This window comes from Microbacterium sp. MM2322 (assembly GCF_964186585.1).
In the GTDB taxonomy this organism is placed as follows: domain Bacteria; phylum Actinomycetota; class Actinomycetes; order Actinomycetales; family Microbacteriaceae; genus Microbacterium.
This window is the reverse complement of the sequence record NZ_OZ075067.1, coordinates 1229334-1252792: the sequence shown is the minus strand read 5'-3', so window position 1 is coordinate 1252792 and position 23459 is coordinate 1229334. Positions and strand designations below refer to the sequence as shown.

The 23459-nt window shown below is 69.1% G+C and carries 26 protein-coding genes; 13 read left to right on the top strand and 13 right to left on the bottom strand.

What is annotated here, in order from left to right; genetic code table 11:
- Positions 1-66: 66 nt before the first annotated feature.
- Positions 67-1923 (bottom strand): DEAD/DEAH box helicase, encoded by a 1857-nt coding sequence (locus ABQ271_RS06080; protein ID WP_349310594.1) that lies wholly within the window; start codon positions 1921-1923, stop codon positions 67-69.
- 91 nt (positions 1924-2014) lie between these two features.
- Here ABQ271_RS06080 and ABQ271_RS06075 point away from each other — a divergent pair, with 91 nt between their 5' ends.
- Positions 2015-2857, top strand: a complete 843-nt coding sequence (locus tag ABQ271_RS06075) for an SGNH/GDSL hydrolase family protein (protein ID WP_349310593.1) — start codon at positions 2015-2017, stop codon at positions 2855-2857.
- A gap of 1 nt (position 2858) precedes the next feature.
- Here ABQ271_RS06075 and ABQ271_RS06070 read toward each other — a convergent pair whose 3' ends face one another.
- Positions 2859-3650 (bottom strand): TrmH family RNA methyltransferase, encoded by a 792-nt coding sequence (locus tag ABQ271_RS06070; RefSeq protein WP_349310592.1) that lies wholly within the window; start codon positions 3648-3650, stop codon positions 2859-2861.
- 75 nt (positions 3651-3725) lie between these two features.
- On the opposite strand from ABQ271_RS06070, the gene ABQ271_RS06065 reads away from it, so the two are divergent.
- A complete protein-coding gene (locus ABQ271_RS06065; RefSeq protein WP_349310591.1) occupies positions 3726-4571 on the top strand; it encodes a Sir2 family NAD-dependent protein deacetylase in 846 nt (281 codons plus the stop codon).
- A gap of 31 nt (positions 4572-4602) precedes the next feature.
- Entirely contained in the window at positions 4603-5208 is a 606-nt protein-coding gene (locus ABQ271_RS06060) for a histidine phosphatase family protein (protein ID WP_349310590.1), read from the top strand.
- Between the two features lie 3 nt (positions 5209-5211).
- Here ABQ271_RS06060 and ABQ271_RS06055 read toward each other — a convergent pair whose 3' ends face one another.
- The 4 genes from ABQ271_RS06055 to pdhA are packed head-to-tail and all read right to left on the bottom strand — an operon-like array spanning position 5212 to position 9825.
- On the bottom strand, positions 5212-6366 hold the full coding sequence (locus ABQ271_RS06055; RefSeq protein ID WP_349310862.1) for an acyl-CoA dehydrogenase family protein: 1155 nt from the start codon (positions 6364-6366) through the stop codon (positions 5212-5214).
- Positions 6367-6374: 8 nt separating this feature from the next.
- Positions 6375-7703: a dihydrolipoamide acetyltransferase family protein gene (locus ABQ271_RS06050; protein WP_349310589.1), complete on the bottom strand. Its 1329-nt coding sequence runs from the start codon at positions 7701-7703 to the stop codon at positions 6375-6377.
- Positions 7700-8710, bottom strand: coding sequence for an alpha-ketoacid dehydrogenase subunit beta (locus ABQ271_RS06045; RefSeq protein ID WP_349310588.1), 1011 nt, complete (start codon positions 8708-8710; stop codon positions 7700-7702). The genes ABQ271_RS06050 and ABQ271_RS06045 overlap by 4 nt, the downstream gene beginning before the upstream one ends.
- Entirely contained in the window at positions 8707-9825 is a 1119-nt protein-coding gene (pdhA, locus tag ABQ271_RS06040) for a pyruvate dehydrogenase (acetyl-transferring) E1 component subunit alpha (RefSeq protein WP_349310587.1), read from the bottom strand. Before pdhA ends, ABQ271_RS06045 begins: the two co-directional genes overlap by 4 nt.
- A gap of 177 nt (positions 9826-10002) precedes the next feature.
- On the opposite strand from pdhA, the gene ABQ271_RS06035 reads away from it, so the two are divergent.
- Positions 10003-10476 (top strand): Lrp/AsnC family transcriptional regulator, encoded by a 474-nt coding sequence (locus tag ABQ271_RS06035; RefSeq protein WP_349310586.1) that lies wholly within the window; start codon positions 10003-10005, stop codon positions 10474-10476.
- On the opposite strand, the gene ABQ271_RS06030 is transcribed toward ABQ271_RS06035, so the two are convergent.
- Positions 10424-11425 carry a DMT family transporter gene (locus ABQ271_RS06030; RefSeq protein ID WP_349310585.1) on the bottom strand — a complete coding sequence of 334 codons (1002 nt, stop codon included), beginning with the start codon at positions 11423-11425 and terminating at the stop codon, positions 10424-10426. The two genes, ABQ271_RS06035 and ABQ271_RS06030, sit on opposite strands and share 53 nt — an antisense overlap.
- Before the next feature lie 91 nt (positions 11426-11516).
- On the opposite strand from ABQ271_RS06030, the gene ABQ271_RS06025 reads away from it, so the two are divergent.
- The gene (locus ABQ271_RS06025; protein ID WP_349310584.1) at positions 11517-12074 is read left to right on the top strand and encodes a CGNR zinc finger domain-containing protein; all 558 of its coding nucleotides are present in this window, start codon (positions 11517-11519) and stop codon (positions 12072-12074) included.
- Here the strand turns inward: ABQ271_RS06025 and ABQ271_RS06020 are convergent.
- Positions 12034-12930 (bottom strand): alpha/beta hydrolase, encoded by an 897-nt coding sequence (locus tag ABQ271_RS06020; RefSeq protein ID WP_349310583.1) that lies wholly within the window; start codon positions 12928-12930, stop codon positions 12034-12036. The genes ABQ271_RS06025 and ABQ271_RS06020 overlap by 41 nt on opposite strands.
- An 87-nt stretch (positions 12931-13017) precedes the next feature.
- On the opposite strand from ABQ271_RS06020, the gene ABQ271_RS06015 reads away from it, so the two are divergent.
- A complete protein-coding gene (locus tag ABQ271_RS06015) occupies positions 13018-13827 on the top strand; it encodes an exonuclease domain-containing protein (protein ID WP_349310582.1) in 810 nt (269 codons plus the stop codon).
- A 66-nt stretch (positions 13828-13893) separates the two neighbouring features.
- Here the strand turns inward: ABQ271_RS06015 and ABQ271_RS06010 are convergent, their stop codons facing one another.
- From ABQ271_RS06010 to glgA, 3 genes are all read right to left on the bottom strand, one after another.
- Positions 13894-14145: a type B 50S ribosomal protein L31 gene (locus ABQ271_RS06010; RefSeq protein WP_349310581.1), complete on the bottom strand. Its 252-nt coding sequence runs from the start codon at positions 14143-14145 to the stop codon at positions 13894-13896.
- A gap of 80 nt (positions 14146-14225) precedes the next feature.
- Entirely contained in the window at positions 14226-15011 is a 786-nt protein-coding gene (locus ABQ271_RS06005) for an ABC transporter ATP-binding protein (RefSeq protein WP_349310580.1), read from the bottom strand.
- A 39-nt stretch (positions 15012-15050) separates the two neighbouring features.
- Positions 15051-16244, bottom strand: coding sequence for a glycogen synthase (gene glgA, locus ABQ271_RS06000; protein WP_349310579.1), 1194 nt, complete (start codon positions 16242-16244; stop codon positions 15051-15053).
- A 76-nt stretch (positions 16245-16320) separates the two neighbouring features.
- On the opposite strand from glgA, the gene glgC reads away from it, so the two are divergent.
- From glgC to ABQ271_RS05985, 3 genes are read left to right on the top strand one after another with little or no spacing between them, the layout of a single operon-like run.
- Positions 16321-17565: a glucose-1-phosphate adenylyltransferase gene (glgC, locus tag ABQ271_RS05995; RefSeq protein WP_349310578.1), complete on the top strand. Its 1245-nt coding sequence runs from the start codon at positions 16321-16323 to the stop codon at positions 17563-17565.
- A 35-nt stretch (positions 17566-17600) separates the two neighbouring features.
- Positions 17601-18236 (top strand): phosphoserine phosphatase SerB, encoded by a 636-nt coding sequence (gene serB / locus ABQ271_RS05990; RefSeq protein ID WP_349310577.1) that lies wholly within the window; start codon positions 17601-17603, stop codon positions 18234-18236.
- Positions 18237-18273: 37 nt separating this feature from the next.
- Positions 18274-18957 carry an alpha/beta hydrolase gene (locus ABQ271_RS05985; RefSeq protein WP_349310576.1) on the top strand — a complete coding sequence of 228 codons (684 nt, stop codon included), beginning with the start codon at positions 18274-18276 and terminating at the stop codon, positions 18955-18957.
- 6 nt (positions 18958-18963) lie between these two features.
- On the opposite strand, the gene fabG is transcribed toward ABQ271_RS05985, so the two are convergent.
- Positions 18964-19674: a 3-oxoacyl-ACP reductase FabG gene (fabG, locus tag ABQ271_RS05980; RefSeq protein WP_349310575.1), complete on the bottom strand. Its 711-nt coding sequence runs from the start codon at positions 19672-19674 to the stop codon at positions 18964-18966.
- Between the two features lie 92 nt (positions 19675-19766).
- Here fabG and ABQ271_RS05975 point away from each other — a divergent pair, with 92 nt between their 5' ends.
- The 4 genes from ABQ271_RS05975 to ABQ271_RS05960 are packed head-to-tail and all read left to right on the top strand — an operon-like array spanning position 19767 to position 21680.
- Positions 19767-20276 (top strand): DUF4190 domain-containing protein, encoded by a 510-nt coding sequence (locus ABQ271_RS05975; protein WP_349310574.1) that lies wholly within the window; start codon positions 19767-19769, stop codon positions 20274-20276.
- Entirely contained in the window at positions 20177-20650 is a 474-nt protein-coding gene (locus ABQ271_RS05970) for a DUF3099 domain-containing protein (protein WP_349310861.1), read from the top strand. Before ABQ271_RS05975 ends, ABQ271_RS05970 begins: the two co-directional genes overlap by 100 nt.
- Positions 20647-20850, top strand: a complete 204-nt coding sequence (locus tag ABQ271_RS05965) for a hypothetical protein (RefSeq protein WP_349310573.1) — start codon at positions 20647-20649, stop codon at positions 20848-20850. The genes ABQ271_RS05970 and ABQ271_RS05965 overlap by 4 nt, the downstream gene beginning before the upstream one ends.
- On the top strand, positions 20847-21680 hold the full coding sequence (locus ABQ271_RS05960) for an SURF1 family protein (RefSeq protein ID WP_349310572.1): 834 nt from the start codon (positions 20847-20849) through the stop codon (positions 21678-21680). The genes ABQ271_RS05965 and ABQ271_RS05960 overlap by 4 nt, the downstream gene beginning before the upstream one ends.
- Positions 21681-21695: 15 nt before the next feature.
- Here ABQ271_RS05960 and ABQ271_RS05955 read toward each other — a convergent pair whose 3' ends face one another.
- Positions 21696-23294 (bottom strand): ABC-F family ATP-binding cassette domain-containing protein, encoded by a 1599-nt coding sequence (locus ABQ271_RS05955; RefSeq protein ID WP_349310860.1) that lies wholly within the window; start codon positions 23292-23294, stop codon positions 21696-21698.
- Positions 23295-23459 lie beyond the last annotated feature (165 nt).

The following is a 23459-nucleotide window of genomic DNA, read 5'->3' as shown; positions in this document are numbered from 1 at the left end:
GACCAACGACCGCACCCGTCAGAACATCGGAACTGCCAGCATTTCGGGGCTCCGAAGGAGATCGCGTCACGAGTGGACGCGACGGCGCAGGACCTCGATGCGCGCCTGCAGCTGGGCGACGGTGGCGCGTGCGACCTCAGGCCCGCCGCACACCCGCCGGAGCTCCGCGTGCACGGCCCCGTGGGGCTCACCGCTCTGGCGCGCGTACAGGCCGACGAGGCTGTTGAGGAGTTGGCGCTGCTCGCGGAGCGTCCGGTGGAGGGCCGGGGGCAACGTGTTCTCGGGTTCGCCCGTGGCCTCGGCGGTCGTCTTCTCCTGCGCTTCACGCGCATGACGGTGGCGCGTCTGCCGCGACTGCCGCTGCATCAGGAGCTCGTGCACGTGCTCGGGCTCGAGGAGTCCCGGGATGCCGAGGAACTCCTCCTCCTCCAGCGTCCCCGGAACGGCCAGCTGGCCGAACTCCTTGCCGTCGTAGAGCACCCGGTCGAAGTGCGCAGTCGAGCCCAGGGCCTGGTAGCTGCCCTCCTCGATGAGCGAATCGGATGCCTTGTCCTCGCGCTCCGCCTCTTCGAGCAGGGAGTCCTCGAGGCCGTCGTCGTCGCTCTCCTCGCGGTCGAGCGCGTGGTCTCGCTCGCGTTCCATCTCGTTCGCGAGGGCGAGCAGCTGCGGAACGTTGGGGAGGAAGACGGATGCCGCTTCGCCCCGGCGGCGGGCTCGCACGAAGCGACCGATCGCCTGCGCGAAGAACAGTGGTGTCGATGCGCTGGTCGCGTAGACGCCGACCGCGAGTCGGGGCACGTCGACGCCTTCCGACACCATCCGGACCGCGACCATCCACCGGGTCGTCGACTGCCCGAAGGTCTCGATGCGACCCGACGCCGCCTTGTCGTCGGACAGGACGACCGTCGTCGGCTCCCCCGTGATGTCGCGGAGGATCGCCGCATAGGCGCGCGCGGCCGTCTGATCCGTCGCGATGACGAGGCCCCCGGCATCCGGGACGTCCTGACGGACCTCGGTGAGCCGCCTGTCGGCGGAGCGCAGGACGGCCGAGATCCACTCCCCCTCCGGGTTCAGCGCCGTCCGCCACGCCTGGGAGTTGATGTCCTTCGTGTTGTCCTGACCGAGGTGGGCTTCGTACTCGTCGCCCGCCTTCGTGCGCCACTTCATCTGGCCGGCATAGACGTGGAAGAGGACGGGACGGACCACGCCGTCGGCGAGCGCGCGGCCGTAACCGTAGTTGTAGTCGGTCCGCGAGAGACGGATGCCCTTGTCATTGGGGTGGTATTCGACGAAGGGGATGGGCGCGGTGTCGCTGCGGAAGGGCGTCCCCGACAGGAGCAGACGCCGCGTCGCCCGCCCGTACGCCTCGCGGAGTGCGTCGCCCCAGCTGAGCGCGTCACCACCGTGGTGCACCTCGTCGAGGATGACGAGCGCCCGGGAGTCGAGGACGAGTCGTTCGTGGACGGATGCCTTGACCGCGACCTGCGCATAGGTGACCGCGACCCCGTGATAGTGCCGCGCCGGCGAGAAGTGCTTGTTGCTGAACCGCGGGTCGAGGCGGATCGAGACGCGGGCCGCGGCATCCGCCCACTGGGTCTTCAGGTGCTCGGTCGGTGCGACCACGATGATGCGGTCGATGATCCGGCGCCGGAGCAGCTCGCTCGCGAGGCGGAGCGCGAACGTGGTCTTACCGGCGCCCGGGGTCGCGGCGGCGAGGAAGTCGCGAGGCCCGCCGCCGACGCCGTCGGGTCCGTCCATCTCGAAGTACTGCTCGAGGGCTTCGGCCTGCCAGGCGCGGAGGTTCTGCGCGGTTCCCCAGGGTGCGCGCTGCGGGAACGCCGGGGAGAGATGCTCGGCGGCGAAACTCCCGAAGTGGGGCTCTTCTGAAGCCGCCCCCGCTTCGTTCGTCGTCTCGCTCGTCACGTCGATCCACCCTAATCGTGCATTCCGACAGTCGTCCCCGCCGGGATCTGGACTGCTGACCTCCGGCGGGTAGCCTCGATGTGGAGGTGCCATGCTCGAGAACGTCCCGGGCCCGGACGAGAACCGTTCGCCCTACATCCCCAATCCGACCGTCCATCCCTGGCGGCGAATGGTGTCGATCGGCGACTCCTTCACCGAGGGGATCGGCGACCCCTACCCCGACCGCCCGGGTCAGCACCGCGGCTGGGCGGATCGTGTCGCCGCCGTCCTGTCCTCGCAGGTCGACGACTTCGCGTATGCGAACCTCGCGATCCGGGGCAAGCTGATCCGCCAGATCGTCGACGCGCAGATCGAGCCGGCCCTCGCGCTCAAGCCCGATCTCATCACGCTCTCCGCCGGCGGCAACGACGTGATCCGTCCCCAGGGTGATCCGGACGCCGTCGCCGAATTGTTCGAGGATGCCGTCGCCCGCCTCTCGTCGCAGGGCGCGACACTCCTCGTGTTCACCGCCATCGACACCGAGTTCACCCCCGTCTTCCGCGGTATCCGAGGTCGTGTGGCGATCTACAACGAGAACATCCGCGCCATCGCAGACCGCTACGACTGCATCGTGGCCGACCAGTGGGCGCTCAAAGAGGTGCAGGACATGCGCTTCTTCGACGACGATCGCCTGCACTACAACTCGCTCGGCCACCACGAGGTCGCCCGCATGGTGCTGCGCTCACTGAACGTGCCGAACGAGCTGCAGCCGATGGCTCCCGAGGCGCTTCCGCCGACGACGTGGCGCGCTGCCCGCGCGAACGACCTCGTCTGGGCACGCACACACTTCGTGCCCTGGGTGCTGCGGCGTCTTCGGCACCAGTCCTCGGGCGACGAGATCACGGCGAAGCGCCCCGAGGCTCTCCCGTTCTCCAGCCACCCGCACGGGGACTGAGTCAGCGGAGGGCCCACAGCGCGACCGCCGCGGCGGACGCCACGTTGAGCGAGTCGACTCCGCCCGACATGGGGATCGTGACGACCGTGTCCGCGGCGGCGAGCGCCGCTGCGGAGAGTCCGTCGCCCTCCGAGCCCATGAGAACGGCGAGGCGGGCTGGGCGCGCCGCGGCGAACTCGTCGAGCGACACGGCGTCGGCGGCGAGCGCGAGCGCCGCGAGGTGCACACCGGCGTCCACGAACAGGGAACGAGCGGCATCCCACTCGGGTAGACGCGCCCACGGCACTTGGAACACCGTTCCCATACTCACCCGCACACTGCGACGGTAGAGGGGATCGCCGCAGCGGGGTGAGACCAGGACGGCGTCGGCTCCCAGCGCCGCCGCCGCGCGGAAGGCGGCGCCGACGTTCGTGTGGTCGACGATGTCCTCCAGTACGACGACGGTTCGAGCGTCGGTGAGGAGGCGTGCGGGGTCGCGCTCTGCGGGGCGGTGCATGGCAGCGAGCGCTCCCCGGTGCACCGCGAAGCCGGTGACCTGCTCGGCGACCGTGTCGGGGACGACATAGACGGGCGCGTCGCCCGCGAGCGCCGTCACGTCGTCGAGCCACTTCTCCTGCACGAGGAGGGAACGAGGGCGGTGGCCCGCCGCGACGGCACGCGAGATGACCTTGGCCGACTCGGCGATGTAGAGGCCCCCGGCCGGTTCCGCCACTCGCCGGAGTGCGGTGTCGGTGAGGCCGCGGTAGTCCGCCAGCCGCGGATCTCCCGCGTCGTCGATCCGGATCGTGGTCATCCGCCCATGCTGTCACGGGGCCGACGTGACCTCCGCGAAACGACGACGGCGTAGGCTCGATCACCGAGGAGGCCCATGAGCGTGCTGGATCTGGATGCCGCGACGACGGCCGCCGTGGAACGTGCGATTTCCGCGCTCGCCGGCCATCGCATCGCCGTCCTCACCGGTGCCGGCCTGTCGACGGATTCGGGCATCCCCGACTATCGCGGCAAGGGCGCCCCCGTGCGCACCCCCATGACAGCGCAGGATTTCCTCGCCGACGACGCCTCCCGTCGTCGGTACTGGGTCGGTAGCCACCTCGGCTGGCGGACCTTCGCCGCCGCCTCTCCCAATCAGGGCCATCGCGCGCTCGCCGACCTCGAGAGCGCCGGGATCGCGACGGGCGTCATCACGCAGAACGTCGACGGCCTGCACGTGCGCGCCGGCAGTCGGCGAGTGGTCGAGCTCCACGGGACGATGCGGCGCGTCTCGTGCCTGCGCTGCGGTCAGGTCTTCGACCGTCGCGACCTCGCCGTCCGGATCGAGCGGGACAACCCCTGGATCACGGTGCCGGAGAACGTCGAGTTGGGTCCCGACGGCGACGTGTTGCCCGGTGCGAGCGACGGATTCATCGTGCCCGACTGCTCGGTCTGCGGCGGGATGCTGAAGCCCGAGGTGGTCTTCTTCGGTGAGTACATTCCGCTCGAGAAGTTCCGTGAGGCCGAGCAACTCCTGCGCTCGAGTGATGCACTGCTCATCGCCGGATCGTCGCTGGTGGTGAACTCCGGCATTCGTCTGCTCGACCGCGCCCGCCGCCGCCGCCTTCCCGTGGTGATCGTCAATCGGGGCGAGACCCGCGGCGACAAGCGCGCGACCGTGAAGATCGACGCCGGCGCGTCCGAGGTGCTGACGGTCCTCGGCGAGGCGCTCGCCGCGGTCTGAGCCGCCGAAGCGGTCGACGTACGCTCGAGAGGTGACGACTATCACCCTCGTACGCCACGGCGAAACCGACTGGAACCGCGCTCGCCGCATCCAGGGCTCCAGCGACATCCCCCTCAACGACACTGGTCGCGCTCAGGCGCGCGCGGCGGGTCTCGAACTGGCCGCCGCGCTCGACCCGCTCACGCCCACCGTCGTCGTGTCGAGCGATCTCTCCCGCGCGAACGAGACCGCACGGATCATCGCCGGAATCCTCGACCTCCCGGAACCCCGCACCTATCCGGCACTGCGCGAGCGCGGCTACGGGGATGCCGAAGGCCTCACCGACGTCGAGGTCTTCGAACGCTGGGGGCCCTGGCACACGGCCGATGTCCCGAATGCCGAACCCTGGGCGGACGTGACGGCCCGGGCGCTGCGGGGCATCCAGGAAGCCGTCGCCGACGCGCGCTCGCTGGTCGAGCCGGCATCCCCGCGCGTCATCGCTGTCGCCCACGGTGCGCTCATCCGCACCGTGATCTCGCACGCGACCTCCGGTGAATACCCCGAGCCCGGCCACAAACTCGCCAACGGGTCGGCTCACACCTTCCGCGTCGAGGACGACTGGCTGTCGCTACTGACGTCGTCGGCGCTGCCCGTCTGAGAGTCAGGCGAGTCCGAGCGACCGGGCGATGAGGAGCAGCTGCACCTCGGTCGTCCCCTCCCCCACCTCGAGGATCTTCGAATCCCGGAAGTGCCGCGCCACGGGGTACTCGTTCATGAACCCGTTGCCGCCGAAGATCTGCGTCGCGTCACGGGCGTTGTCCATCGCGGCATCGCTCGACGTCAGCTTCGCGATGGCGGCTTCGGTCTTGAAGGGTTTGCCGGCATCACGCAGACGCGCCGCGTGCAACCAGGCGAGCCGCGACACGTGCACGCGCTGCTGCATGCGCGCGAGCATGAACTGGATGCTCTGCCGGCTGCCGAGGGACTCCCCGAAGACCACGCGGCTCTTCGCGTAGTCGACCGCCGCCTCGAGGCATCCCTCCGCCGCACCGGTGGCGAGCGCCGCGATCGCAACCCTGCCCTCGTCGAGGATGTGCAGGAAATTCGCGAACCCGCGCCCCCGCTCCCCGAGGAGGTTCTCCTCCGGTACCCGCACTCCCGAGAAGGAGAGCGGGTGCGTGTCGCTCGCATGCCAGCCGACCTTGTCGTACGCCGGCCCGACGGCGAAGCCGGGGGTGCCGCTCGGCACGATGATCGTCGAGATCTCGCGCTTCGCGTCACCGGGATCGCCCGTCACCGCAGTGACGGTGACGAACCGGGTGATCGCGGTCCCGGAGTTGGTGATGAACTGCTTGGCGCCGTCGATGACCCACTCTCCGCCGTCGAGCTTTGCGGTCGTGCGAGTGGCCCCGGCATCCGACCCCGCTTCCGGCTCGGTCAGCCCGAAGCCGGCGAGCGCTCGACCCGCCAGGAGATCGGGCAGGTACTCCTCGCGCTGCGAGTCGGTCCCGAACCGGAAGATCGGCATGGCGCCGAGGCTCACCCCGGCTTCCAGCGTGATCGCGATCGACTGGTCCACGCGGGCCAGCGCCTCGATGGCGAGACCCAGGGTGACGTAGTCGCCGCCCTGGCCGCCGACCTCTTCGGGGAACGGCAGGCCGAACAGCCCCATGTCTCCCATCTGCGCCACGACGTCCAGCGGCAGCGTCTTGGTGCGATCAGCCTCGTACGAGACGGGCGCCACCACCTCGTCGGCGAACGAGCGGATGAGTCCCGCCAGCTCGACCTGCTCCTCAGTGAGGTTGTATCCCGACATCGGCAGACTCATCCGAACACCATCGCCCTTCCCGGCTCCCGCAACACGTCGGCCACGTCGGTGAGGAACCGGGCCGCCTCGGCCCCGTCCACCACCCGGTGGTCGAACGACAAACTCAAGGTCATGACGTCGCGGAGGGCGACGGCACCGTCGTGCTCCCACGGTCGGCGCTGCACCGCGCCGAGTCCGAGGATCCCGGCTTCACCGGGCACGAGGATCGGAGTTCCGGCATCCACACCGAACACCCCGTAATTGGTGATCGAGAACGTCCCGCCCGACAGGTCCGCCGGAGTCGCCTTGCCCGCGCGCGCGGTGTCGGCGAGGGTGCGGATCTCCCGAGCGAGCTCGACGAGCGACAGGGCGCCGGCATCCTTCACCGAGGGGACCACGAGCCCTCGCTCGGTCGCCGCGGCGATCCCGAGGTTGACCCGTCCGAACCGGACGATCTCGCCTGCCGCCTCATCCCAGGTCGAGTTGAGTTCCGGGGTCCGCCGGAGCGCGAGGCAGACGGCTTTCGCTGCGACCGCCATGATCCCGACTCGATGCTCCGCGTAGCGCCGGTCTTCGCGGAGGCCGGCGACGAACGCGACGGATGCCGTGACGTCGACCGTCAGGAACGTCGCCGCGTGCGGGGCGGTGAATGCGGAGCGCACCATCGCGTCCGCCGTGTGCTTGCGGACGCCTCGGATCGGTATCCGCTCGTCCGCCGTCGTCGCGGCCACCGAGCGAACGGATGCCGGAGCCGCCGGGAGGGGTGCGGCCGATGTCTCGGCGGCGTACGCCTCGACATCCTGGCGCGTGATGATCCCGTCGACGCCGTGCGCGGCCACGAGGTCGAGGTCGATCCCGAGGTCGCGAGCGAGCTTGCGCACGGGCGGGGTGGACCGGGGCCGCTCGCGCGGCTCGTGCTCCGGCGCGGTCGGCGCGATGGCGTCGTGCGGTGCGGCCTCGCGGACGGCCAGGTCGGCCGTGTCACCTCCGGCACCGGCGCGGGCACGGCGCTGAGGCCGATCGGAGCTTCGCGGTGCGGCGCCGTAACCGACCAGGTTCGGCTGGCGCTTCGCCTCTGCCGGCGCGTCGGACTCGGCGGCATCCGCACCCTCGACGTCGAAGGCGATCAGGATCTCGCCGACGGGGACGGTGTCACCCTCGGCGTGGTGCAGGGCGGACACGGTGCCGGCGAACGGCGACGGCAGCTCGACGACGGCCTTGGCCGTCTCGACCTCGGCGATCGTCTGGTTCAGGGTGACGACGTCGCCCTGCGCGACGTGCCACTGGACGATCTCCGCTTCGCGGAGGCCCTCGCCCAGGTCGGGGAGGCGGAACTCGGTGATCATGCGGTCACCTCCGGCACCGTCGAGGAGCGGCCGAGGACCTGGTCGACCGCGTCGAGGATGCGATCGAGATCGGGCACGTGGTGATGCTCGAGCTTCGCGGGCGGGTACGGGATGTCGTGACCCGTGACCCGGAGGGGCGGCGCTTCGAGGTAGTGGAAGCACTTCTCCGTGATGCTCGCGATCACCTCCGCGGCGACGCCGGCTTCGCGGGACGCCTCGTGCGTCACGACGACGCGACCGGTGCGGCGGACGGATGCGGCCACGGTGCCGTAGTCGATGGGCGAGAGTGATCGCAGGTCGATGACCTCGAGGGAGACCCCTTCGTCTTCGGCGGCGAGTGCGGCATCCATCGCCGTCGTCACCTGGGCTCCGTACGTGACGACCGTGACATCGGTGCCCTCCCGGACGACGCGCGCAAGGCCGAGAGGAGCGGCGTCGGCGATATCGGCGTCGAGGTCGACCTCACCCTTCGCGTGGTACATCCGCTTCGGCTCGAAGAAGATCACGGGGTCATCGCTCGCAATCGCCTGCCGGAGCATCGTGTAGGCGTCCTGCGGATTCGACACCGCGACGACCCGGAGCCCCGCAGTGTGGACGAAGTAGGCTTCGGGCGACTCGGAGTGATGCTCGGCCGCGCCGACTCCGCCGGCCCACGGGATGCGGATCGTGATCGGCATCTTCACGCGGCCCTGCGTGCGGTAGTGGAGCTTGGCCACCTGACTCACGATCTGGTCGAAGGCGGGGTAGACGAAGCCGTCGAACTGGATCTCGACGATCGGCCGGAACCCACGGAAGGCGAGCCCGACGGCCGTCCCGACGATCCCGGATTCCGCGAGGGGGGTGTCGACCACGCGGCGAGCGCCGAACTCCGCCTGCAGCCCATCGGTGATGCGGAAGACGCCGCCCAACCGGCCGATGTCCTCCCCCATGACGAGGACGCGGTCGTCGTCCGCGAGTGCTCGGCGCATGGCGGCGGTGAGGGCCTTGCCCATCGTGAGTTCGGTCATGACGCACCGCCCGCGAATCCGTCGAGGTAGGAAGCGAATCGCGCGCGCTGTTCATCGAGTCCGCTGTGCGGCTCGGCGTAGACGTTGTCGAACACCCGGAGGGGTTCGGGGGCCACGGCCCCCACGACGGCGCTCCGCATCGCCGCGGTGAAGCGGTCGGCATCCGCCGTCAAGGACTGCGCGAAGGCGTCATCGAATGCTCCGAGCGAACGCAGGTGCGCCTCGACCCGGGCCAGGGGATCGCGCGATCGCCAGTAGGCGACCTCGTCCGCGTCGCGATAGCGCGTCGGGTCGTCGGAGGTGGTGTGCGGTCCCACGCGGTAGGTGACCGCCTCGAGGTACGCCGGTCCGCGGCCGCTTCGCGCATGATCGGCGGCCCAGCGCATCGCGGCGATGCACGCGAGGACGTCGTTGCCGTCGACACGCAGACTCGGGATGCCGAAGCCCGGCGCGCGGTGCGAGATCGGTGTCCGCGACTGCAGTTCCACTGGCTCGGAGATCGCCCACTGGTTGTTGGAGCACACGAACACGACGGGCACTCCGTACGAGGAGGCGAAGATCATCGCTTCGTTGACATCGCCCTGGCTCGTGGCACCGTCACCGAAGTACGCCACAGCGACCTGATCACCGCCGTCGCGTTGGATGCCCATGGCGTACCCCACGGCGTGCAGGCTCTGCGCGCCGATGATGATCTGCGGGTTCGCGACGTGAACGTCGAAAGGGTTCCAGCTGGCATGCTGCGCGCCGTGCCAGACGAGGACGAAGTCCTGGGGCTGCACGCCGCGGACGACCTCGATGCCGATCTCCCGATAGCTCGGGAAGAGGAAGTCGTCGTCGTGGCACGCCCACGCGGTGCCGACCTGGACGGCTTCCTGGCCCTGCGCCGGCGCCCACAGACCGAGATGTCCCTGACGCTGCAGAGCGACTCCTTCGGCGTCGAGTCGCCGGGCGAGGAACATGTCCCGATACACCTGGCGGAGCATCGGCGCATCCACGTCCGCGGCCCACGGTTCGAGCCGCTCATCGCGGACACGGCGGCCCTCATGATCGAGCAGGCGGGCCACATCTTCGGTGTCGCTCGCCGTCACGGCGGCGGGGGTCAGAGTGTCGGTCATCGTCGTCCCTCTCTGATCGCGGACGCGCGTCTTGTGGACGGACGACCGGCGCAGAACACCGGCTTCGTCGCCGGATGGTGCGAGACTAAGCCGACATCGCACCTCGCTCAAGCATCGTGGAGAACATTGAGCAGGATGCGTAAGCCGCGGAGTACCGCCCTGCTATGGTGTGGCACTATGAGCGCTCTCGACCACGTGGATCTCGAGCTGTTGAACGCCCTCGCCGATGACCACCGCGCAACAGTGGTCGCCCTGGCCGAGCGACTCGGGCTCTCCCGCAACACCGTGCAGGCCCGCATGGCCAAGCTGGAGCGCTCGGGGGTATTCCTGTCGTACGAGCGCGCGATGTCACCCGCCGCTCTCGGCTACGCGATCGACGCGATCCTGCACGTGCAGGTGCATCAGGCGGACCTGCCGCGCATCACCGTCGAGTTGCAGGAGATCCCCGAGGTCGTCCAGTGCCACGGCATGAGCGGACCGGTCGACCTCCTCGTGCGCGTCGCCGCCCGAGACACGCAACACCTGTTCGACATCGACGCGCGGATCCTCGCCATCGACGGCGTCGAGCGCACGGAGACGTCCCTCGCGATGGGCGAGGTCATCGGGTACCGGGTCCGACCTCTCCTGGCAGCGGCTCGGCGGGGGAACTGACATCGGCGGGCGCACGCTCCTCGATACGGACGAGGACGACGCCCGCCAGGATGAGCGCGCCGCCGACGAACTGCACGAACGCGGGGGCTTCCCCCAGCAGCAGCCACGCGAAGCTCAACGCGAACAGCACCTCGGACAGCCCGACGAACGACGCGAGCCGCGACCCGATCCGCGGAACAGCCATGATGCCGAGCGCGTATCCCATCGCGGTGCAGAGCCCCACGAGCACGAGCGGGAGAAGCGGCGAGACGGTCATCCCGAGCAGGTCCACGGCAGCGTCCGATGCCGACAGGGGCAGGATGCCGACGGCCGCCAGCAGCAGGATGGTCACCGTGCCGATGAGCAGCCCACCCGCGGCGAGCGACAACGGCGGCAGGTCATCGCCGGTCCGCTCGCTCATCACGAAGTAGACGCACGCGCACACCGCAGCGAGCAGCGCGAACACGGTACCCAGCAGGTCGAATCGGGCGCCGGCGATGTCGACCACCAGGACGAGTCCGACCATCGCCACGACGGAACCCACGAGGACGACGCGCGACGGAGCACGCCGGCTCCGGGCCCAGACGAAGAGGACGAGCATGACCGGCGCGAGGTATTGGATCAGCAGGGCGATGCCCACCGGCATCCGTTGCAGCGCGGAGAAGTAGAAGATCTGGCAGCCGACCACGGGGATGAGCCCGAACGCGAGGAGCGAAACCCAGTGCACACGGAGGAAATCGGGGCGCCGGACGAGCGTTCGGATGAGTGCGGGCAGGAGCACGAGGCCGGCGACACCCATCCGGATGGCGAGCACGGCCGCGAGCGACCAGCCGCCCTCGAGCAGCGGCTTGGCGATGGGACCGCTGACGGAGAAGGTCAGGGCACTCGTCACCGCGAGGATCAGGCCGCTCGGCGGAACAACGCCGCGCGCGGGGAGTGCGGGAAGCCGGACGGACATCGTACGAGTCATCTGCGGTCCTCAGAGGCGAGATCGGTTCGTCATGACCTAAGTGTCATTACACTGGTGACACTAGCGACGACACGCGTCAGGAGTCAACACCATGTTCATTCATGACACCGAGAATGCGCTGCGAGCGGCGACCGCGCTCGTGAACTCCCTCCCCGAGATCGACGGGGAAGGGGTCGACCGTCTCGCCACCCTCGACGACATGACCGAGTTCCTGCGGGAATACCCGTACACGGGAGCAATCCGCCGCGACGACGTCGAACTCAACGAACTGCGCTCTGCCCGGTCGCAATTGCGTCAGCTCTGGACCGGGGACCGCGTCGCCGCGGTGCCCATCGTCAACGCCATGCTCCGCGAGGGTCGGGCGCTCCCCCAACTGGTGATCCACGACGGGTACGACTGGCACATCCACGCGACCGACGACGCGGCGCCGCTCGCCACCCGCATCACCGTCGAGGTCGCCATGGCCTTCGTCGACGTCATTCGTTCCGACGAGTTCGACCGCGTCCGCGTCTGCTCAGCCGACGACTGCGACGCCGTATACATCGACTATTCGAAGAACGGCTCGAAGCGCTACTGCGACACCGGCAACTGCGGCAACCGCATGAACGTCATGGCGTATCGCCGTCGGAAGGCCGAAGAAAGCGCGTGACCGCGATCGCCGCCGCGCGCGGCGTCTCGTAGTGGATCAGGTGGCCGACCTTCGGGATGACGACGAGATCCGCGTCGCGGAACATCCGCTGCAGCGCGTGCTGTGCGGACAGCGGAGTGATGTCGTCGTTCTCGGCGGCGATCAGCAGCGTCGGCACATCGATGTCGGCAGCGGCGGCCCGGACGTCGTGGGAGACCGACGTGACGAACGCCTCGTGCAAGGTGTCGCGATCAGCGAAGCGCGAGAAGTAGGTGTCGTGCTGGTCATGGATGAAGGCGCGGAGACGCCGGTCCTTCGTCTTGGCCATCGCGATGCTCGTCACGCGGACGATGAGGCCGTTCCGCAGGAGCGCGTCGCCGAGGCGCTTCGGCAGCCGCGCGCCCGCCCAGTAATAGAAGATGGCCAGCCGCGTGAGGATGCCGCGTGGGCCCTCCAGCGCAGGTGCGCCGATCGGGTTCACGAGGATCAGTCGAGGCGTTGCGAGGCCGCGCGCGACGGCGGCGGACGAGACGATCGAGCCGAAGGAATGCCCCAGGACGACAGCGCCGGGCGCCACGGTCTCAGCGAAGGCGGTGAGCCACGCCGCGTAGCCGTCGAGATCGTGCGCGCCCGACAGGGCCGCCGTTTCGCCGAAGCCCGGCAGATCCGGCGAGATCACCCGGACACTCTCGAGGAACGCCACGACGGGTTCCAGCCCGTGATGGTCCCCGCGGAAACCGTGGACCGCGAGGATCGTCGTCGCCGCATCCTCGGGCCCGTACACCCAGTACGCCGTCCGCACGCCTGCGACGACCACGTCGTGCCGCTCGACGGGGATCGCGGCGAGCCGTGCGGCGTAAGGGTTCTCGGCAGTCACCCGTCGAGTCTACGAGCGGTGCGTCCGCGTCACGCTGGGCGGCGCGTCATCCACCGGGATGTCGGGGGTCGACCGTAGCGTCGGAGCATGGGCACCTGGGGGGAAGTTCCGCTGTGGGATGACGACGCGTGGAGCGGTGAGGCATCCCCCGCCGTCACGGCCCCGGCCGCTGTCCCGACACCGACCGCCGTCGACCCCGAACCCGCGCTCGTCGTCTCCGGCCCGTGCGCGGGTCCGATCGGGGTGTTCGACCTCGAGACCACCGGCGTCGATGTCCGGTCCGACCGCATCGTGACGGCGCACGTGGGTGTCCTCGACGCATCCGGCGCCGTCATCGACGCGCGGACGTGGCTCGCCGACCCGGGCGTCGAGATCCCGGCCGGGGCGACCGCCGTCCACGGCATCACGACCGAGCAGGCACGCGCGGGCGGGCGGACCGCTGCCGAGGTCATCGCGGAGGTGACGGCCGCGCTCCGGGATCTGTTCGCCGCCGGCATCCCGGTGGTCGCCTACAACGCGCCCTTCGACTTCTCACTCCTCAAGTACGAAGGGCTGCGCCACGGCGTCGCCCCGATCGAGCAACCATCACCTGTGATCGATCCTCTCGTCGTCGACAAGACCTACGACAAGTTCCGCCGCGGGAAGCGCACGCTCGACGTCGTCGCCGCGCACTACGCCGTGACGCTCGACAGCGCACACGACGCCGCCGCCGACGCGATCGCGGCGGGGCGCGTCGCGCAGGCCATCGCCGCCCGGTTCGAACTCGACACGTCCGCCCACGAGTTGCACACCCAGCAGATCGCCTGGGCGCGCGCCCAGGCCGAGAGTCTCAGCGAGTACTTCGTCCGCATCGGCCGACTCGACGCCGACGTCGACGGAAGCTGGCCGATCCGCTGATCGTCTCGTTCCCCATCCCGGGAACGACGAAGGCCCCGCCGAAGCGGGGCCTTCGTGAACGGCTGCTTACTTGCTGCCGAAGTTCTTGAAGCGCTGGTTGAACTTCTCGACGCGGCCGGCCGAGTCCATGATGCGCTGCTTGCCCGTGTAGAACGGGTGCGAGGCGGACGAGATCTCGACGTCGATGACCGGGTAGGTCTCACCGTCCAGCTCGATCGTCTTTTCGCTCGTGACCGTCGAACGGGTCAGGAAGGTCTCGCCGGAGCCGAGGTCGCGGAACACGACGGCGCGGTACTCGGGGTGAATGTCAGTCTTCATTGGGTTCCTCACGAAGTGCCCTGGATTTTGCCAGATGCGGGTGAAAGTCTGCAGCGCGAACGCGCCAACGCAAGATCCTATCAGGATGCCGCGCGCGCGGCGAACCGGCCATCCTCGGACGTCAGCGTGATCGGCATCCCGAACGTCTCCGTGAGGTTCTCCGCGGTCAGCGTCTCGGCGATCGGCCCCTGCGCCACAACAGCACCGTCGCGCAGGAGGAGGACGTGCGTGAAGCCCACGGGTATCTCCTCCACGTGGTGGGTCACCATGATCATCGCGGGAGTCGACTCTTCGCGGGCGTAACCACCCAGGAGGCTCAGGAGCTCCTCGCGGGCGCCGAGGTCGAGGCTCGCCGTGGGCTCGTCGAGGAGGAGCATCTCGGGGTCGGTCATGACGGCGCGAGCGATCTGGACCCGCTTCTGCTCGCCGTCCGACAGCGTTCCGAACGTCCGATCGGCGAGGTCGGCGAGACCCCACTCCCCCAGCACGCGGCGGGCGCGCCGCTCGTCGATGGCCTCGTAGTCCTCACGCCAGCGGCCGAGCACGGAGTACGCCGCCGTCAGGACGACGTCGAGGACCGTCTCGTCCTGCGGAACGCGCTTGGCCATGGCCGACGAGGCGAAGCCGATGCGGGGGCGGAGGTCGAACACGTCCGTGCGCCCGAGGACCTCGTCGAGCACCGTCACGGAACCCGAACTCGGGTGGACGAGAGTCGCGGCGAGCTGCAGAACCGTGGTCTTGCCGGCGCCGTTGGGGCCGAGGACGACCCACCGCTGATCCGCGTCGACGGTCCAGTCGATCCCATCGACGATGTTGCGGGAGTTCCGACGGACGACGACGTCGGCGAGTTCGAGCACCTGAGGCATGCTCCCAGCCTATCGATCGGTCGGGGCCGTGCCGGGAGGCTACCGGCTGGTCGCGGTGACCTCGCGGTACAGCTCGGCCGTGGCATCCGCGATCGCTTCCCAGCTGAACGCGGATGCCGCGCGCTCACGTCCCGCGCGCCCGTATGCCTTCGCCTTCTCGGGATCGGAGACGACCTCGGTCAGCGTCGCGGCGAGGTCGGCCACGAACCGGTCGGGGTCGACGGGCGTGCCGGTGCCGTCCTCGACCTGCTCGATCGGGACGAGACGCCCCGTCACACCGTCGATGACGACCTCCGGGATGCCGCCGGTCGCCGTCCCGACCACCGCAGCGCCGCACGCCATGGCCTCGAGGTTGACGATCCCGAGGGGCTCGTAGACGGACGGGCAGACGAAGGTCGTCGCGGAGGTGAGAATCGCGCAGAGGTCGGGGCGCGGGAGGAACTCCTCGATCCAGACGACGCCCTCGCGCGTCTGCTGCAGCTGCCGGACGAGACCCTGCACCTCGGCCATGATCTCGGGAGTGTCAGGGGCACCGGCGCAGAGGATGAGCTGCACCTCGGGCGGCAGGAGCTCGGCGGCCCGCAGGAAGTAGGGCAGGCCCTTCTGCCGGGTGATGCGTCCGACGAAGACGACCGAGGGTCGGGACGGGTCGATCCCCCAGCGCGAGAGGAGCTCCGGGTCTTCCCGCGGCTGCCAGGCGTCGACGTCGATGCCGTTGTAGATGACGCGTACCTTCGCGGGATCGAGGGCGGGGTAACTGCGGAGGATGTCGCGACGCATCCCGTCGCTGACGGCGACCACCGCGGCGGCGTTCTCGTAGGCCGTCCGCTCGACGAAGCTCGACACGGCGTAGCCGCCGCCGAGCTGCTCGGCCTTCCACGGCCGGAGCGGCTCGAGGGAGTGAGCCGTGACGACATGAGGGATGCCGTGGAGCTTCGACGCGAGGAATCCGGCGAAGTTCGCGTACCAGGTGTGGCTGTGCACGACGTCGGCGCCGGCCACGTCGCCCACGATCTCGAGGTCGGTGCCGAGGGTCTGGACGGCAGCGTTCGCCTCGGCGAGACCGGCGGGCACCGCATACGAGGTGGTGTCCGCTTCGTCGCGAGGATCGCCGAAGGCCCGGACCTGCACTTCCATGCGCGAACGCAACGCCGACACGAGTTCGGTGACGTGGACTCCCGCTCCGCCGTAGATCTCCGGCGGGTACTCCTTCGTGACGATGTCGACGCGCATGGACCGAACTCTAGGCCACACGGAACACGCACCAAAGTCCTCACCCCCTCAGCGCAAATCGCCATAGTGTGAGCACATGCCAGCATCCCCGAAGGTCCTCGGTATCGTCCTCGCCGGTGGCGAGGGCAAGCGCCTCATGCCGCTCACCCAGGACCGCGCGAAACCCGCTGTCCCCTTCGGCGGGCAGTACCGTCTCATCGACTTCGCGATCTCGAACCTGATCAACTCTGAGCTTCGCCAGATCGTCGTCCTGACGCAGTACAAGTCGCACAGCCTCGACCGTCACGTCTCGCAGACGTGGCGGATGTCCGCGCTCCTCGGGGCGTACGTCACGTCGGTGCCCGCGCAGCAGCGGCTCGGCAAGCGGTGGTTCTCGGGGTCCGCCGATGCGATCCTCCAGTCGTTGAATCTCATCCACGACGAGAAGCCCGACATCGTCGCCGTCATCGGCGCGGACCACGTCTACCGCATGGACTTCCAGCAGATGATCGACGCGCACATCGCGTCGGGGGCGCGGGCATCGGTCGCCGGCATCCGTCAGCCGATCGAGCTCGCCAACCAGTTCGGCGTCATCGACGTCGACCCGGCCGACGGCGTCACGATCCGCGACTTCCTCGAGAAGCCGCAGAATCCGACGGGGCTCGCCGACAACCCGGGCGAGGTGCTCGCCTCCATGGGCAACTACGTCTTCGACACCGACGCACTCATCGAAGCCGTCGAGGCCGACGGCGAACTGCCGACGTCGAACCACGACATGGGCGGCGACATCATCCCCTACTTCGTCTCCCGCGGAGAGGCGGCGGTCTACGACTTCAAGCGCAACGATGTGCCGGGATCGACCGATCGCGACCGGGACTACTGGCGGGACGTGGGGACGATCGATTCGTTCTTCGACGCGCACATGGACCTGATCTCCGCGCTGCCGATCTTCAACCTGTACAACATGGACTGGCCGATCCGCTCGCAGTCGGTGAACTCGCCGCCCGCGAAGTTCGTCCGCGACGGCGTGGGCCGCATCGGCAATGCGATCGACTCGATCGTGTCGCTCGGCTGCGTCCTCTCGGGAACGCACCTCGAACGGAGCGTCCTCGGCCCGTGGACGCTCTCGGGCGGCGGGTCGACGATCACCGATTCGGTCCTGTTCGATCACGTCAGTGTCGGGGCAGGTGCCCGCGTGCACCGCGCGATCCTCGACAAGAACGTCGTCCTCGAACCGGGCGCCACCGTCGGAGTCGACCGGGAGCTCGATTTGTCCCGGGGCTTCACCGTCACCGACAGCGGACTGACCGTCGTGGGGAAGAACATCCGGATCCCGTCCTGACGGGTGCGTCGTCGTCCAGCCGATAGCGTTGACGGGTGCCTGACGCCCGATTTCTCGTCGTGTTCGACGCCGACTCCACCATCATCCGCAACGAGGTCATCGAGCTCATCGCCGATGAAGCCGGCCGCGGTGCCGAAGTCGCCGCCGCGACGGAGGCGGCGATGCGCGGCGAGGTCGATTTCGGGGCGAGTCTGCGCTCGCGCGTCGGAGAGCTCGAGGGTGTCCCCGTCGCGTCGTTCGACCGGGTGCTCTCACGCATCGAGCCGACCCCCGGCATCCACGAGCTGATCGCTGCGATCCACGAGCGGGGCGGCATCGCTGCCGTCGTGTCCGGCGGGTTTCACGAGATCCTCGACATCGTGGCGCCGAGCCTCGGGGTCGACGTGTGGCGCGCCAATCGACTCGCGGTGGCCGACGGCATCCTGACCGGCGCCGTGGACGGCCCGATCGTCGACGCCGCAGCGAAGGCGGACGCCCTGCGGGAATGGGCTGATGTCTACGGCGTCGCTGCGTCCGCCACGATCGCGGTGGGAGACGGCGCGAACGACCTGATGATGATGGATGCCGCGGGCCTCGGGGTCGCGTTCAACGCGAAGCCCGCGGTCCGTCGGCGCGCCGACATCGTCGTCGGGCCGGTCGATCTGGCCGAGCTGATCCCGCTCCTCCCCTGATCTGGGCGATGTCGGGAGGGCGGCGTAGCCTCCCGTCATGGACATCATCCTGATCCCCGGCCTGTGGTTGACGGCCTCTTCCTGGGACGACGTCGTCCCCGCGCTGCGTGACGCCGGACACACCCCGCATCCCCTGACCCTGCCCGGTGTGGGCGAGCCGGCATCCGACACGGGCCTCAGCGACTGGATCGACGCGGTCGTGGCCGAGATCGATCGCGTCGGTGGGCCCGTCGTCCTCGTCGGTCACAGCGGTGGCGGCAACGTCGCCTGGGCAGCTGCCGAGCAGCGCGCAGACGTCGTCCGCCGCGTCGTCTTCGTCGACACGACGCCGCCGCCCCCCGGTGCGTCGATCTCGGAGTTCCCCGTTGAAAACGGCGTCGTGCCGTTCCCGGGGTGGGAATTCTTCGACGCCGAGGACACCGCAGACCTCGACGACGCGACGCGCGCACGCACGGCGCCTCTCGCGGCATCCGTGCCCGAGCGTGTGCCGACCGACCCGCTTCCCCTGGAGGGAACGGCGCGGCACCGCATCCCCGTCACGATGCTGATGGGATCGATGGACGAGCCGACGTTCCGCGAGGTGGTGACGGCGTGGGGTGACTTCGCCGCCGAGTTCGATGCCATCCAGGAGGCAGAGGTCGTCCGACTCGGCACCGGGCACTGGCCCCAGTTCTCCGCTCCGGACGAGCTGGCACGCCGGATCGCCGCGGCGGTGCGCTGACCTGCGTCAGTGCCCCATGCCGAGGCCGCCGTCGACCGGGATGACGGCGCCGGAGATGTAAGCGGCGTCGTCGGACGCGAGCCACACGACCGCGGCAGCGACTTCTTCGGCAGCACCGAACCGGGCGGCGGGAATGCTCTTCTTGTAGTCGGCCTGGGTGTCGTCCGGGAGGGCGGCGGTCATGTCCGTCTCGATGAACCCGGGAGCGACCACGTTCGCGGTGATGTTCCGCGAACCCAGCTCACGCGTCAACGAGCGGGCGAACCCCACGAGCGCGCTCTTCGACGACGAATAGTTGATCTGTCCCGCCGAGCCGTACAGGCCGACGACGGAGGATATGAGGATGACGCGGCCCCATTTCGCGCGCAGCATCCCCTTCGCTGCCCGCTTGACGACGCGGAACGCACCGCCGAGGTTGGTGGAGACGACCGAGTCGAAGTCGTCCTCGGTCATCCGCAGCAGCAGGGTGTCCTTGGTGATCCCGGCGTTGGCGACCACGACCTCCACGGGTCCGAGCTTCTGCTCGACTTCGGTGTAGGCGGCATCCAGCGAGGCGGCATCGGTGACGTCGGCTCGGACGGTCAGCGTCCCCTCGGGGCCCTCGCCGGAACGAGCCGTCACCGCGACGGAATACCCCTCCGACACGAACCGCTCCGCGATCGCACGGCCGATGCCGCGGTTGCCTCCGGTGACCAGGACGACGCGTTCGCGGGACATTCTTCTCCTTGCTTCGAGCCGGGTGAACCGCACCAGCCTAGCGGCGTGACCGACCGGTAGGCTGGAGGCCAACTCGCCTGAAGGAGACGGACGTGACCGACGCCACGAACACCCCGCCGCAGCCCGCCAACACGCCGCCGGCACCGCCCGCGCCGGACGTGTCGTCTCCGGTCGCCCCGCCGTACGCTCCGCCGGCCTATGGTCAGCCCTCGGCACCCTACGGACAGCAGGCTCCCGTCGCCCCGGGTTACGGACAGCAGCCGTACGCTCAGCCGGCATACGGACAGCCGGCGTACGGACAGCCTGGCTACGGGTACGCCGTGCCTGCCCGTCCGACCAACGTGCTCGCGATCGTGTCGCTCATCGCGTCGATCGCGGGACTGACGATCCTTCCGTTCGTGGCGTCCATCGTGGGCGTCATCACGGGCCACATGGCCCTCAAGCAGCTGAAGACCTCCGGCGAGAACGGCCGCGGTCTCGCGCTGGGCGGAACCATCGTCGGCTGGGTGGGCACGGGAATTCTCGTGCTGATCATCGCCTTCTGGCTGATCTTCATCGTCGCATTCGCTGCGTCCATGCCGGCCCTCAGCCAGTATTCCTGAGGAGCCTTCTCACGTCTCGCCACACCAAGCACGACCGCACGCAGTCCGCGACCTCGCTCGCCACCGCACCCGAGGTCGACGCACGTTCCCGAAGCCGTCGCTACATCATCATGATGACGGTCCGCGTCGCCTGCTTCATCCTGATGGTCACGGTGACGCCCTACGGCTGGCAGACCTGGATCTTCGCGGCCGGCGCCGCCGTCCTTCCGTACCTCGCCGTCGTCGTCGCCAACACCGGCAACCAGGAAGAGGTCATCATCGCGGAGCGCCCCTCGCGCGAGATCGAGGCGACGACCTCCTCGCCCGCTCCCCCGCCGGCCACCGACGACGGGATCATCCGGATTCAGGAGAACCCCCCGCGGGAGGATCGATGAGCGTCGCGCAGTGCTCCCGAGCGGGATGCCGCACGGATGCCGAGTGGCAGGTCGTCTGGCGGAACCCCCGCATCCACTCCGCCGAACGGCGCAAGGTGTGGGTCGCGTGTCCTGACCACGTCGAGTTCCTCCGCGACTACCTCGCGTCGCGGAGCTTCCCGGTCGACGTCCTCCCCCTCGCATCCGCATCCGCCTCATGACCAGGGAGACGGCGCTCCGCTGGAGCGGTTACGTGGCGATGGCGGTCGTCTTCGCGATCGCCTGCGCGATGCTGTCGAACTGGCAGTTCTCGCGCAACGCCGAGCGGGACGCGGAGCTCACGCTGGTGAAGAACAACTACTCGCGCGAGGCGGTGCCACTGTCGGAGCTCATTCCCGAGGGCGGCGCGTTCGACCCGGAAGACGAGTGGCGGCCGGTCGAGCTGACCGGTGAATACCTCACCGATGAGGCCCTTCTCGTCCGCAACCGCCCGCATGGCGGCACGAGTGCGTTCGAAGTCCTCGTTCCCCTCCGCACCGATGACGGACGTGTCGTCCTCGTCGACCGGGGCTGGGTCCGCCCGGGCGACGATCAGCCCGAACCCGATGAGATTCCGGCGCCCCCGGCGGGAGAGGTCACCGTGACCGGGCGGCTCCAGGCCGGAGAGCCCGCCGCCCGCGAGGGGCGCATCGCCGCCGATGGCCAGGTGCCGACGATCGATCTCGACCTGATCGGCAAGGAGACCGGGCAGTCCGGCGTCATGGTCGACTCCGCCTACGTCCTCATGACGGACGAGACGCCGCGGCCAGTGGAGCGGCCGAACTCCCTCGAAGACCCGTCCGCCGATCCCGGACCGTACCTGTCCTACGCGATCCAGTGGATCCTCTTCGCCGTGATGGGGTTCGCCTTCATCTGGTACATGATCCGAACCGAGATCCGGCACCGGCGCGAGGACGAGGAGAGCGGCACACGTACGCGCTCGCCCCGAGCGACGGCTCGACGCCGCGACAGCGACATGGAGGCCGAGGACGAGCTCCTCGACGCCCGCTGACCACGCTCAGCCGCGTCAGGCCAGCGTGATGAGGTCGATGTAGTCGCGGCCCCAGATGTCCTCGACCCCGTCGGGGAGGATGAGCACGCGCTCCGGGTTCAGCGCCTCGACGGCGCCCTCATCGTGGGACACGAGCACGACAGCACCCTCGTAGTGCGCGAGCGCACCGAGGATCTCCTCGCGGGAGGCCGGGTCCAGGTTGTTCGTGGGCTCGTCGAGCAGCAGCATGTTCGCCGACGAGACGACGAGAGTCGCGAGCGACAGTCGCGTCTTCTCGCCGCCGGAGAGAACGCCGGCAGGCTTCAAGACGTCATCGCCGGTGAACAGGAACGAACCCAGCACCTTTCGCGCCTCGGTGGCGGTGATGTCGGGAGCCGCCGACATCATGTTCTCCAGCACGGAACGACCGACGTCGAGGTTCTCGTGCTCCTGGGCGTAGTAGCCGATCTTCAGGCCGTGACCCGGCTCGATGATCCCGGTGTCGGCCTTGTCGACGCCGGCGAGGATGCGGAGGAGCGTCGTCTTTCCCGCACCGTTGAGGCCCAGCACCACCACGCGTGAGCCGCGATCGATGGCGAGGTCCACGCTCGCGAAGATCTCGAGCGACCCGTAGGACTTCGAGAGGTTCTTGGCCATGAGCGGTGTCTTGCCGCAGGGCGCGGGCTTGGGGAAGCGGAGCTTCGCCACGCGGTCATCCTGCCGAACGTCGTCGAGACCCGCGAGGAGCTTCTCCGCCCGGGCGACCATCTGGTGGGCCGCGGCCGCCTTGCTCGCCTTCGCGCCGAACCGCGCGGCCTGCTGCTGGAGGGCGGTCGCCTTCTTCTCGGCGTTCGCGCGCTCCTTGCGACGGCGCTCCTCGTCGGCGGCGCGCTGGCGGAGGTAGTTCTTCCAGTTCATGTTGTAGACGTCGATGACCTGGCGCATCGCGTCGAGATAGAACACGCGGTTGACCGTCTCGCCGACGAGCTCGATGTCGTGGCTGATCACAATCAGCCCGCCCTTGTAGCCCTTCAGGAACTCGCGCAGCCACACGACGCTGTCGGCGTCGAGGTGGTTCGTCGGCTCATCGAGGATCATCGTCTGTGCGTCGGAGAAGAGGATGCGGGCGAGCTCGATGCGTCGCCGCTGACCACCCGAGAGCGTCTTGAGCGGCTGGTCGAGAATGCGATCCGGCAGAGACAGGTTGTGCGCGATCGACGCGGCCTCCGCTTCTGCGGCGTACCCGCCCAGTGCCTCGAACCGCTCGGTGAGCGACCCGTACTTGCGCATCGCACGATCGGCGGCAGCGGCATCCGTCGACGCCATCTCGTCTGCAGTCTCGCGCATCCCGACAACCAGCGAACCGAGCCCCCGAGCGTCGAGGATGCGCGTGCGTGCCAACATCTCGGGGTCACCCGTGCGCGGATCCTGCGGAAGGTATCCGAGTTCGCCGATGCGATCCACCTTGCCGTCTGCGGGGATCAGATCGCCCGCGAGGACCTTGGTCAGCGTCGTCTTGCCGGCACCGTTACGCCCGACCAGTCCGATCTTGTCGCCGGGCGACACCCGGAAGGAGACGTCCGACATGAGCGTGCGCGCACCGACGCGGATCTCGAGATCGTGCACGGCGAGCACAGCAGACGTCCGTTCTTTCAGGGAGGGCGGCCGAGTGGCCAAACCCCCAGTATACGGAGATGCCCCGTACGGGGCCGGCCGTGAGCGTGCGACCCCATTCCTATGCCTCGACTATGAAGTCACCGCGATATAGCCTCGGTGACCAGGTTTGCCACACCGCCGGAA